Source organism: Mycobacterium sp. 852002-53434_SCH5985345 (genome assembly GCF_001667155.1).
Lineage (GTDB): Bacteria > Actinomycetota > Actinomycetes > Mycobacteriales > Mycobacteriaceae > Mycobacterium.
Map to the genome: position 1 here is coordinate 302522 of NZ_LZIE01000074.1, position 16591 is coordinate 319112.

General features: G+C 71.0%; 15 protein-coding genes and 1 tRNA gene. 11 read left to right on the top strand and 5 right to left on the bottom strand.

What is annotated here, in order from left to right; genetic code table 11:
* Window positions 1-8: 8 nt before the first annotated feature.
* The gene (gene selD / locus A5756_RS19005; RefSeq protein ID WP_066955770.1) at window positions 9-1001 is read right to left on the bottom strand and encodes a selenide, water dikinase SelD; all 993 of its coding nucleotides are present in this window, start codon (window positions 999-1001) and stop codon (window positions 9-11) included.
* Between the two features lie 27 nt (window positions 1002-1028).
* On the opposite strand from selD, the gene A5756_RS19010 reads away from it, so the two are divergent.
* From A5756_RS19010 to A5756_RS19020, 3 genes are all read left to right on the top strand, one after another.
* A tRNA-Sec gene (locus tag A5756_RS19010) sits at window positions 1029-1123 on the top strand.
* An 18-nt stretch (window positions 1124-1141) separates the two neighbouring features.
* Window positions 1142-2422 carry an L-seryl-tRNA(Sec) selenium transferase gene (selA, locus tag A5756_RS19015; RefSeq protein WP_066955773.1) on the top strand — a complete coding sequence of 427 codons (1281 nt, stop codon included), beginning with the start codon at window positions 1142-1144 and terminating at the stop codon, window positions 2420-2422.
* Window positions 2410-4119, top strand: a complete 1710-nt coding sequence (locus A5756_RS19020) for a selenocysteine-specific translation elongation factor (protein ID WP_066955776.1) — start codon at window positions 2410-2412, stop codon at window positions 4117-4119. Before selA ends, A5756_RS19020 begins: the two co-directional genes overlap by 13 nt.
* Here the strand turns inward: A5756_RS19020 and A5756_RS19025 are convergent.
* Window positions 4103-4567 carry a GatB/YqeY domain-containing protein gene (locus A5756_RS19025; protein WP_066955779.1) on the bottom strand — a complete coding sequence of 155 codons (465 nt, stop codon included), beginning with the start codon at window positions 4565-4567 and terminating at the stop codon, window positions 4103-4105. The two genes, A5756_RS19020 and A5756_RS19025, sit on opposite strands and share 17 nt — an antisense overlap.
* Here A5756_RS19025 and A5756_RS19030 point away from each other — a divergent pair.
* Genes A5756_RS19030 through A5756_RS19050 form a run of 5 tightly spaced genes read left to right on the top strand, consistent with a single transcriptional unit; the run spans window position 4566 to window position 9946 of the window.
* The gene (locus A5756_RS19030; RefSeq protein ID WP_197505798.1) at window positions 4566-5837 is read left to right on the top strand and encodes a hypothetical protein; all 1272 of its coding nucleotides are present in this window, start codon (window positions 4566-4568) and stop codon (window positions 5835-5837) included. The two genes, A5756_RS19025 and A5756_RS19030, sit on opposite strands and share 2 nt — an antisense overlap.
* 14 nt (window positions 5838-5851) lie before the next feature.
* The gene (locus A5756_RS19035; RefSeq protein WP_066955782.1) at window positions 5852-6505 is read left to right on the top strand and encodes a DUF4129 domain-containing protein; all 654 of its coding nucleotides are present in this window, start codon (window positions 5852-5854) and stop codon (window positions 6503-6505) included.
* Window positions 6505-7650, top strand: coding sequence for a DUF4350 domain-containing protein (locus tag A5756_RS19040; protein ID WP_066956034.1), 1146 nt, complete (start codon window positions 6505-6507; stop codon window positions 7648-7650). Before A5756_RS19035 ends, A5756_RS19040 begins: the two co-directional genes overlap by 1 nt.
* On the top strand, window positions 7545-8624 hold the full coding sequence (locus tag A5756_RS19045; protein ID WP_369828693.1) for an AAA family ATPase: 1080 nt from the start codon (window positions 7545-7547) through the stop codon (window positions 8622-8624). The genes A5756_RS19040 and A5756_RS19045 overlap by 106 nt, the downstream gene beginning before the upstream one ends.
* Window positions 8624-9946, top strand: coding sequence for a DUF58 domain-containing protein (locus tag A5756_RS19050; protein ID WP_066955789.1), 1323 nt, complete (start codon window positions 8624-8626; stop codon window positions 9944-9946). The genes A5756_RS19045 and A5756_RS19050 overlap by 1 nt, the downstream gene beginning before the upstream one ends.
* A gap of 309 nt (window positions 9947-10255) precedes the next feature.
* Here A5756_RS19050 and A5756_RS19055 read toward each other — a convergent pair whose 3' ends face one another.
* A complete protein-coding gene (locus tag A5756_RS19055) occupies window positions 10256-11248 on the bottom strand; it encodes a stage II sporulation protein M (RefSeq protein ID WP_066955792.1) in 993 nt (330 codons plus the stop codon).
* Between the two features lie 36 nt (window positions 11249-11284).
* Between A5756_RS19055 and A5756_RS19060 the strand changes: the two genes are divergently transcribed.
* Complete coding sequence (locus A5756_RS19060; protein WP_066955793.1) at window positions 11285-12163, top strand: RDD family protein; 879 nt, start codon at window positions 11285-11287, stop codon at window positions 12161-12163.
* On the opposite strand, the gene A5756_RS19065 is transcribed toward A5756_RS19060, so the two are convergent.
* On the bottom strand, window positions 12160-12552 hold the full coding sequence (locus A5756_RS19065; RefSeq protein ID WP_066955797.1) for a hypothetical protein: 393 nt from the start codon (window positions 12550-12552) through the stop codon (window positions 12160-12162). The two genes, A5756_RS19060 and A5756_RS19065, sit on opposite strands and share 4 nt — an antisense overlap.
* A gap of 209 nt (window positions 12553-12761) precedes the next feature.
* Here A5756_RS19065 and A5756_RS19070 point away from each other — a divergent pair, with 209 nt between their 5' ends.
* Window positions 12762-13478 (top strand): PadR family transcriptional regulator, encoded by a 717-nt coding sequence (locus A5756_RS19070; protein ID WP_066955799.1) that lies wholly within the window; start codon window positions 12762-12764, stop codon window positions 13476-13478.
* Between the two features lie 27 nt (window positions 13479-13505).
* Here the strand turns inward: A5756_RS19070 and glpK are convergent, their stop codons facing one another.
* A complete protein-coding gene (gene glpK / locus A5756_RS19075; RefSeq protein WP_082960056.1) occupies window positions 13506-15026 on the bottom strand; it encodes a glycerol kinase GlpK in 1521 nt (506 codons plus the stop codon).
* An 84-nt stretch (window positions 15027-15110) separates the two neighbouring features.
* Between glpK and A5756_RS19080 the strand changes: the two genes are divergently transcribed.
* Window positions 15111-16583, top strand: a complete 1473-nt coding sequence (locus A5756_RS19080; RefSeq protein WP_066955802.1) for a glutamate--cysteine ligase — start codon at window positions 15111-15113, stop codon at window positions 16581-16583.
* Window positions 16584-16591: the final 8 nt, after the last annotated feature.

The window sequence follows — 16591 nt, forward strand, 5'->3', positions numbered from 1 at the left end:
CGCCGGGTTCAGCGCACCACGATGGTGTGCTCGCCGCGCGGCACCAGCTCCCCGACCACGGGCGCGCCCGGGATCTCGCCGGCGATCAGCAGCCCGCCCGAGGTCTGCGCGTCGGCGAGCAAAAGCGCTTCCTCCGCGTCGACCGCGGACAGGTCGACGTGCGGGGCCACCCAGTCGAGGTTGCGCCGCGTGCCCCCGCTGACGTAGCCGGCCGCCAGCGCCTCCCGCGCGCCGTCGAGGTAGGGCACCGCCGCGGCGTCGATCATCGCCGTCACGCCGCTGGCCCGTGCCAGCTTGTGCAGGTGCCCGAGCAGCCCGAAACCCGTTACGTCCGTGGCGCATTCGACACCGGCGGCCAGCACCGCCGCGGCCGCGTCGGCGTTCAAGGTGGTCATCGCCTCGATCGCCTGCTCGAAGCGCTCGCCGGTGGCCTTGTGCCTGCTGTTGAGCACGCCGACGCCGAGCGGCTTGGTCAGCGACAGCGGCGTGCCGGGCTTACCGGAATCGTTGCGCAGCAACCGGTTCGGGTCCGCGATCCCGGTGACGGCCAGGCCGTATTTGGGCTCCGGGTCGTCGACGCTGTGCCCGCCGGCGAGGTGGCAGCCGGCCAGCACGCAGACGTCCAGTCCGCCGCGCAGCGTCTCGGCGGCCAGCTCGAACGGCAGCACGTCGCGCGGCCAGCCCAGCAGATTGACCGCCACCACCGGACGCCCGCCCATCGCGTAGACGTCGGACAGCGCGTTGGTGGCCGCGATGCGGCCCCAGTCGTAGGCGTCGTCGACCACCGGGGTGAAGAAGTCCGTCGTCGCGATCAGCGCCGCGCCACCCTCGATGCGCACCACCGCGGCGTCGTCGCCATGGTCCAGGCCGACCAGCAACTCGCCGGCCGGGTCGCGCGGCGCGCTCACCCCCAACCCGCGGACCACTTCCTCCAGCTCACCGGGCGGGATCTTGCAGGCGCACCCGCCGCCGTGGGCGTACTGGGTCAGTCGATAGGTCACGCGTCCATACTTGTCCCTATGGTTCGAGGAGGCGTGTCCGGTCTGGTGACCGGCGCGGTCTTCAAAACCGTCGAACGGCAGACGCTGCCGCTGGCGGGTTCGATTCCCGTCCGCCTCCGCCATACTTCTTCGAGCCTGACATGACCGATCCGCGCCGGCGGGTGCCGCGCACCGACACGCTGCTCGCCGATCCGCGCCTGGCCGAAGCCCAGCGGGTGCTGGGCCGAGATCTGGTGAAGTCCGTGATCGCCGACGCGCAGCAACGGGCGCGCGCCGGGGAGATCGAACCCGAGCGCGTCGCCGAGCACGCCGTCGCCGCACTTCCGGCCACCGCGTCGAGCCTGCGGCCGGTCATCAACGCCACCGGCGTCGTGGTGCACACCAATCTGGGCCGGGCGCCGCTGTCGCGGGCCGCCGTCGACGCCGTGGTCGCCGCGGCGGGGACCACGGACGTGGAGTTGGACCTGGCGACGGGCCGCCGCGGCCGACGGGGCCGGGGGGCGCTGGCCGCGCTGGCCCGGGCGGTGCCCACCGCAAGCGCCGTGCACGTGGTCAACAACAACGCCGCCGCGCTGCTGCTGACGGCCCTGACGCTCGCCCCGGGCAAGGAGATCGTGCTCAGCCGCGGCGAGCTCGTCGAGATCGGGGACGGGTTCCGCATCCCCGAGTTGCTGGCCTCCACCGGATCCCGGCTGCGCGAGGTCGGCACCACCAACCGCACCAGCCTGCGCGACTACGCCGGGGCGATCGGGCCGCAGACCGGTTTCATCCTGAAGGTCCACCCGTCCAACTTCCACGTGACCGGGTTCACCTCGGCGGTCGGCGTGGCGGAGTTGGCGAAACTCGGTGTGCCCCTGGTGGTCGACATCGGCTCCGGCCTGCTCTCCCCGCACCCCCTGCTGCCCGACGAGCCCGACGCCACGTCGACCCTGCGCGACGGCGCCGACCTGGTCACGGCGAGCGGCGACAAGCTGCTCGGCGGCCCCCAGGCCGGCCTGCTGCTGGGCGACGCCGAGCTGATCGAGCGGCTGCGCCGGCACCCGGCGGCGCGCGCGCTGCGGGTGGACAAACTCACCCTCGCCGCCCTGGAAGCGACCCTGACCGGCCCGCCAACCCCGGTGGCCGAGGCGCTGATCGCCGACGTGGCGGAGCTGCGGTCGCGCGCCGAGTCGCTGGCCGCCGCGCTGCCGGCCGCCGAGGTGGTGGATTGCATCGCGGCCGTCGGCGGCGGCGGGGCGCCGGACGTCCAGCTGCCCAGCGCCGCGGTGAGCCTGCCCGAGTCCTACGCCGCCGCGCTGCGCGCCGCCAGCCCGCCGGTCGTCGGCCGGCTCGAGGCGGGCCGGTGCCTGCTCGACCTGCGCACGGTCGCTCCCGAGGACGACGCGCGGCTGGCGGCGGCGGTGCTCGCATGTTCGTCATAGCCACCGCGGGGCACGTCGACCACGGCAAGTCCACCCTGCTGCACCGGCTCACCGGCATGTGGCCGGACCGGCTGGCCGAAGAGCGGCGCCGGGGTCTGACCATCGACCTCGGCTTCGCGTGGACCGAGCTCGGCGGGCGCCGGCTGGCGTTCGTCGACGTGCCGGGCCACGAACGGTTCGTGGCCAACATGCTCGCCGGGGTGGGCCCGGTCCCGGCCGTCATGTTCGTCGTCGCCGCGACCGAGGGCTGGATGCCACAGTCCGACGAACACCTCGCGGCGCTCAACGCCCTCGGTGTCCGCCACGGGCTGCTGGTGATCAGCAAGGCCGACCTCGCCGATCCCGGTCCGGCGATCGAGCAGGCGCGCGAACGGTTCGCCGCAACCTCGCTGGCCGGGGCAGCCGTCGCGATCGGCACCGACCTCGAGCGGGTGCGCGCGGAACTGCTGGCGCTGACCGACCGGCTGCCGGTTCCGGACGCGGGTGCCGACGTGCGGCTATGGGTGGACCGCAGCTTCACCGTCCGGGGCGCGGGAACGGTGGTGACCGGCACGCTGGCGGCCGGCACGATTCGGGTGGGCGACGAGCTGGAACACGCCGGCCGGCGCGTCACGGTCCGCGGGCTGCAATCGCTGAGCCGCGACGAGTCGGCGGTCGGTGCGGTGGCGCGCGTGGCGCTGAACCTGCGCGGCGTGGACCGCCGGGACATCGGCCGCGGCGACACCGTTCGGACGCCGGGCGTGTGGCTGGACACCGCGGAGATCGACGTCGCGCTGCGCTCGGCGGACGCGCTGCACCGCCAGCTGGTGCTGCACGTCGGGTCGGCGGCCGTGCCCGTGCAGGTGCGGCGGCTCGGTGATGCGGCGGCCCGGCTGCGGCTGGCGAAGCCCCTGCCGCTGCGGGTTTCGGACATCGGGCTGCTGCGTGATCCCGGGGAGCACCGGATCGCGGCGGGCATCGAGGTGCTCGACGTCCGGCCGCCGGCGCTGCGCCGCCGCGGCGCGGCCAGGGATCGTGGCGCGGAGGTGGCAACCGGCCGCGTCCGTCCGCCCGATTACGCCCGGGCCGACGAGCTGCGCGCGATGGGCCTGCCGCCTTCGGGGCTACGGGTGGGCAACTGGGTCGTGGAGCCGCAGTGGTGGGCCGCGCGGCGCGAGTGCGCGACCGCCGCGGTGCGGGGCTGGGCCCAGGACCACGACATCGCGGCGGGAATGCCGCTCGAGACGTTGCGGCAGCGCGCCGGCCTGCCCGCCGCGGAATTACTGCCGACGCTGCTGGAGGGCACCGGACTTCAGGTGGTCGACGGGTTGGTCCGCTCGCCGGGAGCGGCCCTGCCGGCCCGCGTCGACAAGGCGGTGAGCACCGTCGAGGAGTGGCTGGCCGCCGAGCCCTTTCGGGCACCGGAGGCCGGCGAACTGGCCGAGCTCAAGCTTGGGCCCCGGGAGCTGGCCGCCGCGGTGCGCGCCGGGCGGTTGACCCGGATCGCCGACGGCGTCGTGCTCGGGTCCGGCGCGCTGGACCGGGCGGCGGCCGTCCTCGCGACGCTGCCCCAGCCGTTCGCGGTCAGCGACGCGCGCCGCGCGCTCGGCACCACCCGCCGGGTCGCCGTGCCGTTGCTGGAGCAGCTCGATGCCCGGCGCGTCACCAGGCGGGCCCCGGACGGCACCCGGGTGGTGGTCCCTACAGCCGCTCCTTGACCGCCGCCGACAACCGGGCGCCGTCGGCCTTGCCCGCCGCGATCGCGGTGGCCGCCTTCATCACCAGCCCCATCTGCTTCATGCTCGGCCGCTCGCCGATCTCCTCGGCGACCTGGGCGATGGCGGTGTCCGCGACGTCGGCCACCTCGGCCTCGGTGAGCGGCGTCGGCAGGTATTCGTCGATGATCCGCGCCTCGGCGTGCTCGTTGGCGGCGAGCTCCCCGCGGCCGTTCTGGGTGTAGATCTCCGCCGACTCGGCACGCTTGCGCGACTCCCTCGCCAGCACCTTGATGACTTCGTCGTCGGAGAGGTCTTTGGCCTGTTTGCCGGAGACTTCCTCGGTTTGGATCGCGGCGAGCAGTAGGCGCAGGGTCGCCGTGCGCAGCTTGTCCTTGCTCTTCATCGCATCGGTCAGGTCGGCCCGCAGCCGGGATTTGAGTTCGGCCATGCCAGAGACGCTACGCGCCGACCGACTGGCCATGATTGAGAAATGCCCGGACCACCGACAGGATGGAGCCCATGACGAACGACGGGCCCGTCCGCAGACAACGCGGAACACGTTGAGCGCGCCGCCGCCTGGCTATCCGGGCTACGGCCCGCCACCACCGGGTTACGGTCCCCCACCCGGCTATGGACCCCCGTCGGGCTATGGCCCGCCACCCGGATACGGGCCACCGCCGGGATACGGGCCGCCGCCGGGGTACGGGCCGCCGCCCCCTTGGCAATACGGTCCGCCGCAACTGGTGCCGGGGGCGGTCAAACCCGGCATCATCCCGCTGCGCCCGCTGACCCTGGGCGACATCTTCAATGGCGCGGTCGGCTACGTCCGCGCAAATCCGAAGGCGGCTCTGGGCTTGACCGCCATCGTGGTGGTGGTCATCCAGATCGTCACCAAGGCCGCCGTTTTCGGACCGTTGGCGGCCTACGGCAGGTTGACGACCGACCACGCCAAGGAGCTGACCACCGGGATCGTCGGCGCGTGGTTGACGTCGATGGGCGCCGGCGTGCTGGTCGCCTGGCTGGGCGGCATGCTGCTGTCCGGGATGCTCACCGTCATAGTCGGGCGGGCGGTGTTCGGGTCACCGATCACCATCGGCGAGACGTGGGCCAAGATCCGTGGGCGCCTGGTGCCGTTGTTCGGTCTCGCGGTGATCGAGGGCGCGGTGATGGCGGTTGTCGCGGGACTGGCGGCGGTGATAGTCGCGGTCCTGGCAGCTATCGGCAACCCCGCGGCGGCGGTCATCCTGGGCTTGCCGCTCGCGCTTGCCGTGATCGCGTTGCTGGTGTTCCTGTACACGGTGGTGTTGTTTGCACCCGTGCTGATCGTGCTGGAACGGCTACCCGTCCTCGACGCCATCACCCGATCCTTCGCGCTGGTCCGCGGCGGCTTCTGGCGGGTGCTGGGCATCCGGCTGCTGACGTTCGTCGTGACATCCGTCGTCGGGGGCGCGGTCGCCGTGCCGTTCAACATCGTCAGCCAGTTCTTTTCGATCACCTCGTCTACCGCGGCTTTCCTCCTCGGCACCGTGGTCGCGTCGGTGGGCGCGGCGATCGGCGAGATCATTACCGCCCCGTTCAACGCGGGCGTCATCGCGCTGCTGTACACCGATCGCCGGATGCGCGCCGAGGCCTTCGATCTGGTCCTGCAGACCGGTGCCGCCGGCGGACCGTACGCGGCCGGCTCCACCGATAACCTCTGGCTGACACGGCCGGCCTGAGGACGAGTGAGACAGTGCCCTCCATCGACATCGACCGCGATGCCGCGCACCAGGCCGCCCAGGACGAGCTGAACAAACCGATCTACTCCAAAGGCTCGGCCGAGCAGCAAATAGCCGAATGGCTCAACGAGACGATCTACCGACTACTGCAGAAGACGGCCTCGCTGCCAGGCGGATGGCTCACGGCGACGGTACTTTTCATCATGCTGGGGATCGCGCTGGCGGTCGCCGTCCACATCGCGCGGCGCACCATGCGCACCAGGCGGGGTGCCGACTACCAGTTGTTCGAAGCCGCACAGCTCACCGCGGCCCAGCATCGCGCGACCGCCGAAAACTACGCGGCGCAAGGTGAGTGGGCCGCCGCGATTCGTCATCGACTACGGGCCGTCGCCCGTCAGCTCGAGGAGACCGGCGTGCTGAACCCGGCACCCGGCCGTACCGCCAACGAGCTGGCCTCCGACGCCGGCGCCGCATTGCCCCATCTGGCCGGTGAATTATCCCAAGCCGCAACAGCTTTCAACGACGTCACCTACGGCGAACAACCCGGAACCCAGGGCGCGTATCGGATGATCGCCGACCTCGACGACCACCTGCGGTCCCGCTCGGCGGCCGTGCCCGCCGGGCCGGCGCAGTCCGCCGCCACCGACTCGTGGGCGCAGGTGCGGTGATGGCGACCATCGGGCGTCCCGAAGCCGCCGGCCCGACGCCGATGGAGCGTTGGCGGTCCTGGCGCTGGGTCATCCTCACCCTGGTCGTGCTCGCCGCCATCGCCGGCGTCGATGCCTATCTGACCGCGCCGCGCCCCGGCGCCCGCATGGATCCGGCATCGACGGCTCCCGACGGCGCGCACGCGCTGGTGGCACTCCTGCGCGGCGGCGGCGTCGACGTGGTGGTCGCCGACGGCATCGCCGAGGTGGAACGGGCGGCGCGGCCCGACGCGCTGATCCTGGTGGCGCAGAGCCAATACCTGACCGCCCCGCTGCTGGACCGGCTGGCGAAGGCGCCCGGCGATCTGCTGCTGGTGGAGCCGACGGCGCGGACCCGCGAAGCATTGCTGCCCGGCCTGCGCGTCTCGGCGGCCGGCACCTTCGATACCGATCCAGACTGCACGCTGCGCGAGGCCACTCGGGCCGGTCCGGTGCGATTCGGGCCCAGCGACACCTACCGCGCCACCGACGGTCGGGCGATGACCCGTTGCTACCACGGTGCGTTGATTCGCTTCCGCGACGGCGGGCGGACGACCACGGCGGTGGGCAGCACCGACTTCCTGACCAACGGTGCTCTGCTGCAGGCAGGCAACGCCGCCCTGGCGATGAACCTGGCGGGCGCCCGGCCGCGGCTGATCTGGTACGCGCCCCACCGCATCGAGGGCGAATCACCGCCGCCCGGCTCGGTTGGCGACCTGATCCCGCAGAACGTGACATGGATCGTCTGGCAGCTCTGCCTGGTTGTGCTGCTGGTCGCCCTGTGGCGGGGCCGTCGACCCGGCCCGCTGATCGCCGAGGAGCTGCCCGTAGTGGTGCGCGCTTCGGAAACCGTGGAGGGCCGCGGCCGCCTGTACCGTTCCCGCCAGGCGCGCGACCGCGCCGCCGCGGCACTGCGCACCGCCACGCTGCAGCGGCTGGTGCCCCGGCTGGGTCTGAGCATCGGGGCGTCACCACCGGCGGTGGCGGCCGCGGTGGCCGGGCGAAGCGGGGCCGACCCGGCATTCGTCTCCTACCAGCTGTTCGGCCCGCCCCCGGCGACCGACCACGACTTGCTACAACTTGCCCGTGCGCTCGACGACATCGAAAGGCAGGTCACACGGACGTGACGCAACCATCTACCGCCTCGACCCCCACCGCTGAATCGGCGCGAGAGGCGCTGCTGGCGTTGCGTACCGAGCTCGGCAAGGCCGTCGTCGGTCAGGAGGGGGTGGTCAGCGGCCTGGTGATCGCGCTGCTGTGCCGTGGCCACGTGCTGCTGGAAGGCGTTCCGGGAGTGGCGAAGACGCTGCTGGTGCGCGCACTCGCGGCCGCGCTGCAACTGGAGTTCAAGCGGGTGCAGTTCACCCCCGACCTGATGCCCGGCGACGTGACGGGATCGCTGGTATACGACGCGCGCACAGCCGCTTTCGAGTTCCGGCCCGGCCCGGTGTTCACCAACCTGCTGCTGGCCGACGAGATCAACCGGACCCCGCCGAAAACCCAGGCCGCGCTGCTCGAGGCGATGGAGGAGCGCCAAGTCAGCGTGGAAGGCGTCGCCCAGCCGCTGCCCGATCCGTTCATCGTCGCCGCGACCCAGAACCCCGTCGAATACGAGGGCACTTACCAGCTGCCCGAAGCGCAGCTGGATCGATTCTTGCTCAAGCTGAATGTGACTCTGCCGCCGCGGGATTCGGAGATCGCCATCCTCGCCCGGCACGCACATGGCTTCGATCCCCGCGATCTGTCGGCGATCAAACCGGTGGCCGGGCCCGCCGAACTGGCGGCCGGGCGCGACGCCGTGCGCCACGTGCTGGTCGCCGACGAGATCCTGGGATACATCGTCGACACCGTCGGGGCCACCCGCTCCTCGCCCGCGTTGCAGCTGGGCGTCTCGCCGCGCGGGGCCACCGCGCTGCTGGCCACGGCGCGTTCCTGGGCCTGGCTTTCCGGCCGCAACTACGTCACCCCCGACGACGTGAAGGCCATGGCCCGCCCGACGCTGCGGCACCGGGTGATGCTGCGCCCCGAGGCCGAGCTCGAAGGGGCCACACCCGACGGTGTGCTCGACGGGATCTTGGCCTCGGTTCCGGTGCCCCGCTAGTGGTCCTGACCGGACGCGCCGGGCTGGTCGCGCTGATGTGCGTCCTGCCCATTGCGTTGTCACCCTGGCCGGCAAGGACTTTCGCCGTGCTGGCGGTCACGCTGGCGGCCGTGGTGGCCGTGGACATCGGGTTGGCGGCCAGCACCCGCAGGTTGCGTTACATCCGCTCGCCGGATCGCTCCGCCCGGCTCGCACAGCAGGTGGACGTCGGGCTGCTGATCCACAACGACGGCCGGCGGCGGTTTCGCGGCCAGGTTCGCGACGCCTGGCCGCCCAGCGCCGGCGCGCGACCGCGCATCCATCCCGTGAACATCCCCGCCGGGCAGCATCAGCACATCCAGTCCCAGCTGCGGCCGGTCCGCCGCGGCGAGCAGCGCGCCGCAGTGGTCACCGCCCGGTCCATCGGGCCGCTGGGGCTGGCGGGGCGGCAAGGGTCGCAGGCGGTGCCGGGCCTGCTGCGGGTGCTGCCGCCGTTCCTGTCCCGCAAGCACCTGCCGGCGCGGCTGGCCAAGCTCCGCGAGATCGACGGGCTGCTGCCGACGCTGATCCGCGGCCAGGGAACCGAATTCGACTCGCTGCGCGAGTATGTCGTCGGTGACGACGTGCGGTCGATCGACTGGCGCGCCACCGCGCGTCGCGCCGACGTCGTCGTCCGCACCTGGCGCCCCGAACGCGACCGGCGGGTGGTGATCGTGCTCGACACCGGGCGCACCTCGGCGGGCCGGGTGGGTGTCGATCCGACGGCCGCCGATCCCGCGGGGTGGCCCCGGCTGGACTGGTCGATGGATGCCGCGCTGCTGCTGGCGGCGCTCGCGTCGCGGGCCGGCGATCACGTCGACTTCCTCGCGCACGACCGGGTCAGCCGGGCCGGCGTCTTCGGCGCGTCGCGCACCGAGCTGCTCGCCCACCTGGTCGAGGCGATGGCCCCCCTGCAACCCGCGCTGCTCGAACCGGATTGGACCGCAATGGTTTCCGCCATTGCGCGGCGGGCCCGCCGACGATCGCTGGTGGTGCTGCTGACCGACCTCAACGCGACCGCGCTCGACGAGGGCTTGCTGCCGGTGCTGCCCCAGTTGTCGGCCCGACACCACCTGATGGTGGCCGCAGTCGCCGACCCTCGAGTCGACCAACTGGCCGCCGGGCGTTCCGACCCGGCCGCCGTCTACGACGCGGCGGCCGCCGAACGATCACGCAACGACCGCCGCGCGATCGCCACTCGCCTGCGCCGCAGCGGGGTGGAGGTCGTCGATGCCCCGCCCACCGAACTGGCCCCCGCCCTGGCCGACCACTACCTGGCGATGAAGGCCACCGGTCGGCTGTAGCCCGGCGACGATGCACGCCGCGCAGCGGCGTGAGAAGAAGCCGGGCCAATCGGCTGTAGCCCGGCGACGATGCACGCCGCGCAGCGGCGTGAGAAGAAGCCGGGCCAATCGGCTGTAGCCCGGCGACGATGCACGCCGCGCAGCGGCGTGAGAAGAAGCCGGGCCAATCGGCTGTAGCCCGGCGACGATGCACGCCGCGCAGCGGCGTGAGAAGAAGCCGGGCCAATCGGCTGTAGCCCGGCGACGATGCACGCCCCGCAGCGGCGTGAGAAGAAGCCGGGCAATCGGATAGAGCCCGGCGACGAGCGCTCAGCTCGTCGGAACCACGTCGGGCGCGTCTTCGATGTCGCCGGTCTCCCCGGCCTTTGCCGCGCGGCGACCGAAATACACGATGTAGGTCAGGAACGCCGCCTCGGCGATGATCCCGATGCCGACCCGTACGACGGTCGGCAGCGGCGATGGTGTCACCAGCGCCTCGATCAACCCCGAGACCAGCAGCACACCCACCAGACCGATCGCGACCGACACGACGGCGCGACCCTGTTCGGCGAGCACTTGCCCGCGTGGCCGGTCGCCGGGCGAAATCACCGACCACCCCAGCCGCATCCCCGCCGCCCCCGCCAGGAACACCGCCGTCAGCTCCAGCAGCCCGTGCGGAATCAGCAGCCCGAGCAGCACACCGCCCTTGCCCGCCTGGAACATCAGCCCGGAGATCAGTCCCAGGTTGGCCGCGTTCTGGAACAGCACGATGGGGATCGGCAGCCCCAGCAGTACGGACAACGCGATGCACTGCGCGGCGACCCAGGAGTTGTTCACCCAGATCTGCAGGGCGAACGCGGCGGCGGGATGTTCGCTGTAGTAGGAGGCGACGTCGTGGTTCACCAATTGTTCGATGTCGCTTGGTGTTCCGGCGGCAGATTGCACCTCGGGATTGGCGGCCACCCAGAACGCCATCATGAACACCACGGCGAAGAACGCCACCGCGGTGCCCAGCCACCACCGCCACGACCGGTACGCGACCACCGGGAAAGACACCGTCCAGAACCGGGCGAACGTACCGCTCAACGGCGCGTGGGCGCCGGTCACCACGGAACGGGCGCGCGCGACGAGGCTCGAGAGCCGACCGATCAACAGCGAGTCCGACGAGGCCGAGCGCAGCATCGACAGGTGGGTGGACACCCGTTGGTAGAGCTCGACGAGCTCGTCGACCTCGGCGCCGGTCAGTGAGCGACGCCTTGCGACCAGCCGGTCGAGGCGGTCCCACGTACCGCGATGGGCCAGCACGAATGCGTCGACGTCCACCCTGCGCAGCCTAATCGCCCTGTACCGTTCGGTGTTATGTCGGAGGTGGTGACCGGCGACGCCGTCGTGCTCGACGTGCAGATCGCCCAGTTGCCGGTGCGGGCCGTGGGCGCACTGATCGATATCGCCGTGATCGTCGTCTGCTATCTCCTGGGGCTGATGTTGTGGGCCGCCACACTGACCCAGTTCGACACCGCGCTGAGCACCGCCATCCTGCTCATCTTCACCGTGGTGGTGATCGTCGGCTATCCGGTGGTGCTCGAAACGGCGACGCGCGGACGCTCGGTGGGCAAGATCGCAATGGGGCTTCGGGTGGTGTCCGACGACGGCGGGCCAGAACGCTTCCGGCAGGCCCTCTTTCGGGCCCTCGCGGCGGTGGTCGAGATTTGGATGCTGTTCGGCAGTCCCGCGGTCATCTGCAGCATCCTGTCGCCGAAGGCCAAGCGAGTCGGCGACATCTTCGCCGGCACCGTCGTCGTGAACGAACGCGGTCCCCGCCTCGGCCCCCCGCCCGTGATGCCGCCTTCACTGGCCTGGTGGGCCTCGTCCCTGCAACTTTCCGGCCTGTCCCCCGGTCAGGCCGAGGTCGCACGCCAATTCCTCTCGCGGGCAACACAACTCGATCGCCAATTACGACTGCAGATGGCCTATCGCATCGCCGGTGATGTGGTGTCCCGCATCGCCCCGCCGCCCCCGCCGGGCGCCCCGCCGGAACTGGTGCTGGCGGCCGTGCTCGCCGAACGGCACCGCCGCGAACTGGCGCGACTTCGACCCGCCATGCCGCCGCCGGGCGCCGCGCCGTGGCCGGCCTGGCCGGCCCCGCCACCACAGCAGACGGTCCCATGGCCGGACCCGGGTGCACCCCAGCAGGGGCCGCCGCATCCCGCGCCGGGCGGTTTCGCGCCGCCCGGTTAACCGGAGACGCTCGCCGCCATCAGGGCGACGTCGGCGATCAACAGCGCCCAGCCGCACAGCGGGACGGCGATGCCGCCGCGGCGTTTCGCGGTGAACAGGGAGATGACGATTACGACCACCGCAACCGCGGGCGCGCCGTAGAACGCGACCCCGAAACTGATGCCGCCGTGGCCGAGGTTGGGGCAACTGCGGTCGCTGCAGCCGTCGGTACTCATCACCGCGCCGAGCGCGAAGAGCATGACGATGGCGGCGGCGGGCACCGTGGCCAGCGCCAGGGCCCAGTTGACCCACGGCCACACGTTGCGCCCACCACCGGTGCCGCCCTGCGCGGGGCCGGCCGCGGTCGAGGTCCCGCTGCCCACCGAAAGGTCGGAGTTGTCGGCGTTCATCCCAAAGTTCCTACCCGCCGCCCGGCGAGTGCAAACGGGCCGGCGCGTCCCAACGAACCGAACCCGCCGGCCCAACACCGCAGGTCATGCGTCTTAACGGCTGCGTTGAAGCACAACATAGGGTCGCCCGTTGCATCGCGATACTTTCCGATATATCGTGATACTTCGAAGCGCACGGTGCGCTTCCCCTTCAGACGTAAGGAACAGACATGTACAACCCCTTCCCCCCCACGGGCGGCCCGTTCGCAGGCGGCCCCGGTTTCGGCTTCGGTCCCGACACACATCGGCGCGCCCCGCACGGCGCCCGCCGGCGCGCTCGCCAAGAGTTCTTCGAACACCTCCGCGAGCACGGCCCCGACCACGACGGCCCGGGCTTCGGGCCCGGATTTGGTCCCGGATTCGGCCCGGGTTTCGGCCCCGGCTTCGGTCCCGGTTTCGGCTTCGGGCCGGGCGGCCGACGCGGCGGATGGCGCCGTGGCGGCCCGGGCCGCGGAAGACGCGGCGACGTCCGCGCGGCCATCCTGGCGCTGCTGGCCGAGCGCCCCATGCACGGCTACGAGATGATCCAGCAGATCGCCGAACGCAGCAACGGGCTCTGGAAGCCCAGCCCCGGTTCGGTCTATCCGACGCTGCAGCTGTTGACCGACGAGGGCCTGATCACCGCCAGCGAAAGCGAGGGCAGCAAGAAGCTCTTCGAGCTGACCGACGAGGGTCGCGCGGCGGCGGAAAAGGTCGAGACACCGCCGTGGGACGAGATCGCCGAAGGCGCCGACCCGGGTCACATGAACCTGCGGGCGGCCATCGGCCAGCTGTTCGGCGCGGTCGCGCAGTCCGCGCACACCGCCACCGCCGAGCAGCAGCAGCGCATCGTCGAAATCCTCAACAACGCGCGGCGCGAGGTCTACGGCATCCTCGGCGAAGACTGAGCCCCGACAGACCCAGCGGACCCTGGATCAGGTGACGTCCACCCAATCCAGGGTCCGCTGCACGGCCTTACGCCAACCCGCGTACCCGGCGGCGCGCTGCTCGTCGGTCCAGGCCGGCGCCCAGCGCTTGTCCTCGTGCCAGTTCGCCCGCAGGTCGGACGGATCGGCCCAGAACCCCACCGCCAACCCCGCCGCGTAGGCCGCGCCCAGCGCGGTCGTCTCGGCGACCACCGGACGCACCACGTCGACGCCGAGCACATCGGCCTGAATCTGCATGCACAGGTCGTTGCCGGTGACACCGCCGTCGACCTTCAATACCTCAAGGCGCACACCGGAATCCGCCGCCATGGCATCCACCACGTCGCGGCTCTGATAGCAGATCGCCTCCAGCGTCGCGCGGGCCAGGTGCGCGTTGGTGTTGAACCGCGACAGCCCGACAATCGCGCCGCGCGCGTCGGATCGCCAATAGGGCGCGAACAGCCCGGAAAAGGCCGGGACGAAATACACTCCGCCGTTGTCGGCGACCTGGCGCGCCAGCGACTCGCTTTGCGCCGCCCCACTGATGATGCCCAACTGGTCGCGCAGCCACTGCACCGCAGCGCCGGTGACCGCGATCGAACCCTCAAGGGCGTAAACGGGTTTCGCGTCGCCGAACTGGTAGCACACGGTGGTCAACAGGCCGTTGTTCGACCGCACGATCGTCTCGCCGGTGTTGAGCAGCAGGAAGTTTCCGGTGCCGTAGGTGTTCTTCGCCTCGCCCTCCGACAGGCACACCTGGCCCACCATCGCCGCGTGCTGGTCACCGAGAACCCCCGTCACCGGCACCTCGCCACCGACCGGCCCGGCCTGCGCGGAGACGCCATACGGTTGCGGCGACGACGACGGCGCGATCGCCGGAAGCATCGCACGCGGGATGGCGAAGAACGACAACAGCTCGTCGTCCCAGTCGAGCGTTTCCAGGTCCATCAGCATGGTCCGGCTGGCATTGGTCACGTCGGTGATGTGCACGCCGCCGCGCGTGCCTCCGGTCAGGTTCCACAACACCCAGGTGTCCGGCGTGCCGAACAAGGCGTCACCGCTCTCGGCGGCCTCGCGCACCCCGTCGACGTTCTCTAGGATCCACTGCAGTTTGCCGCCGGAGAAATACGTCGCCGGCGGCAGGCCGGCCTTGCGGCGAATCACGTCGCCGCGGCCGTCTCGTTCCAGCGCCGACGCGATGCGGTCGGTGCGGGTGTCCTGCCAGACGATCGCGTTGTAGTAGGGCCGCCCGGTGCGCCGATTCCACACCAGCGTGGTCTCCCGTTGGTTTGTGATACCAAGCGCGGCAATGTGTTTGGCGGTCAAATTGGCACGATTCAGGACCGACATCAGCACCGACGAAGTACGCTCCCAGATTTCGACCGGGTCGTGCTCGACCCAGCCGGCGCGGGGCAGGATTTGTTCGTGCTCGAGTTGATGGCGGGCCACTTCGGCCCCGTCATGATCGAAGATCATGCAGCGAGTGCTGGTGGTTCCCTGGTCGATGGCGGCGACGAACTCAGCGGACACGTCAGGAGTCCATCACGTCCGGGTGAACTCGACAAGCGGCCGGGTAGCTTGCGTTACCGCCGGTAACCCTGTTCCATCGGCGGTGTGGGCGAAGAGGTCAAGCGCACCACGTACACCAGCGCACATCGGCGGGAATACGGGCGCAAGCTCCAGGTTTGCCTGGACGTGTTGGAGACGATGCTGGAACAGTCGCGCTTTGACTCGGCCAAGCCGCTGACCGGCATGGAGATCGAGTGCAACCTCGTCGACGCCGATTACCAGCCCGCGATGTCGAATCGCGACGTGCTGGATGCCATCGGGGATCCGGCGTTCCAGCCGGAATTGGGCGCCTACAACATCGAATTCAACGTGCCGCCCCACGCCCTGCCCGGACACACCGCGCTCGATCTGGAAGGCGAGGTGCGGGCCAGTCTGAACGATGCGGAGACCAAAGCCGGCGTGGGTGGCGCGCACATCGTGATGATCGGGATCCTGCCCACGCTGATGCCCGAGCATCTGACCACCGGCTGGATGAGCGACTCGAGGCGGTACGCGGCGCTCAATGACTCGATCTTCACCGCCCGCGGCGAGGACATCCCGATCAACATCTCCGGCCCCGAGCCGCTGAGCTGGCAGGCCGTGTCGATTGCGCCCGAATCCGCCTGCACCAGCATCCAATTGCATCTGCAGGTGGCCCCGGAAACGTTCGCCGCCAACTGGAATGCGGCCCAGGTGGTGGCGGGCCCGCAGCTGGCGTTGGGCGCCAACTCGCCGTACTTCTTCGGTCACCAGTTGTGGGCCGAGACCCGCATCGAGCTGTTCACCCAGTCCACCGACACCCGGCCGGAGGAGCTCAAGTCCCAGGGCGTGCGGCCGCGGGTGTGGTTCGGCGAAGGGTGGATCAGCTCGGTGCTCGACTTGTATCAAGAGAACCTCCGCTACTTCCCGTCCCTGCTGCCCGAGGTGTCCGACGAGGATCCGGCCGCCGAGCTGGCCGCCGGGCGCGCACCGCAACTGTCCGAACTGCGGCTGCACAGCGGCACGGTGTACCGGTGGAACCGTCCGGTCTATGACGTGGTCGACGGGCGCCCGCACCTGCGGCTGGAGAACCGGGTACTGCCGGCCGGGCCGACCGTCGTGGACATGCTGGCCAATTCGGCCTTCTTCTACGGCGTGCTGCGCACCCTCTCCGAAGACGACCATCCCCTGTGGTCTCAGATGGATTTCGCTGCGGCACAAGGGAATTTCCTCGAGGCGGCGCGACACGGCATCGATGCCCGGCTGCATTGGCCGGGTCGGGGCCCTGTGACGGCGACCGCGTTGGTGCTGGATACGTTGCTGCCGATCGCCGACGAGGGACTGCGCCGGTGGGGAATGGACGCCGAGGTGCGGGACCGCTTCCTCGGCGTCATCGAGGGCCGCGCCAGATCGGGCCGCAACGGCGCCAGCTGGCAGGTATCCACCGTCCGCGCTCTGGAAGACGGCGGGATGACCCGGCCGGCTGCGCTGGCAGAGATGCTGCGCCGGTACTGCGAGCACATGCACGCCAACGAGCCGGTGCACACCTGGGAGTCCTGACCGCGGGT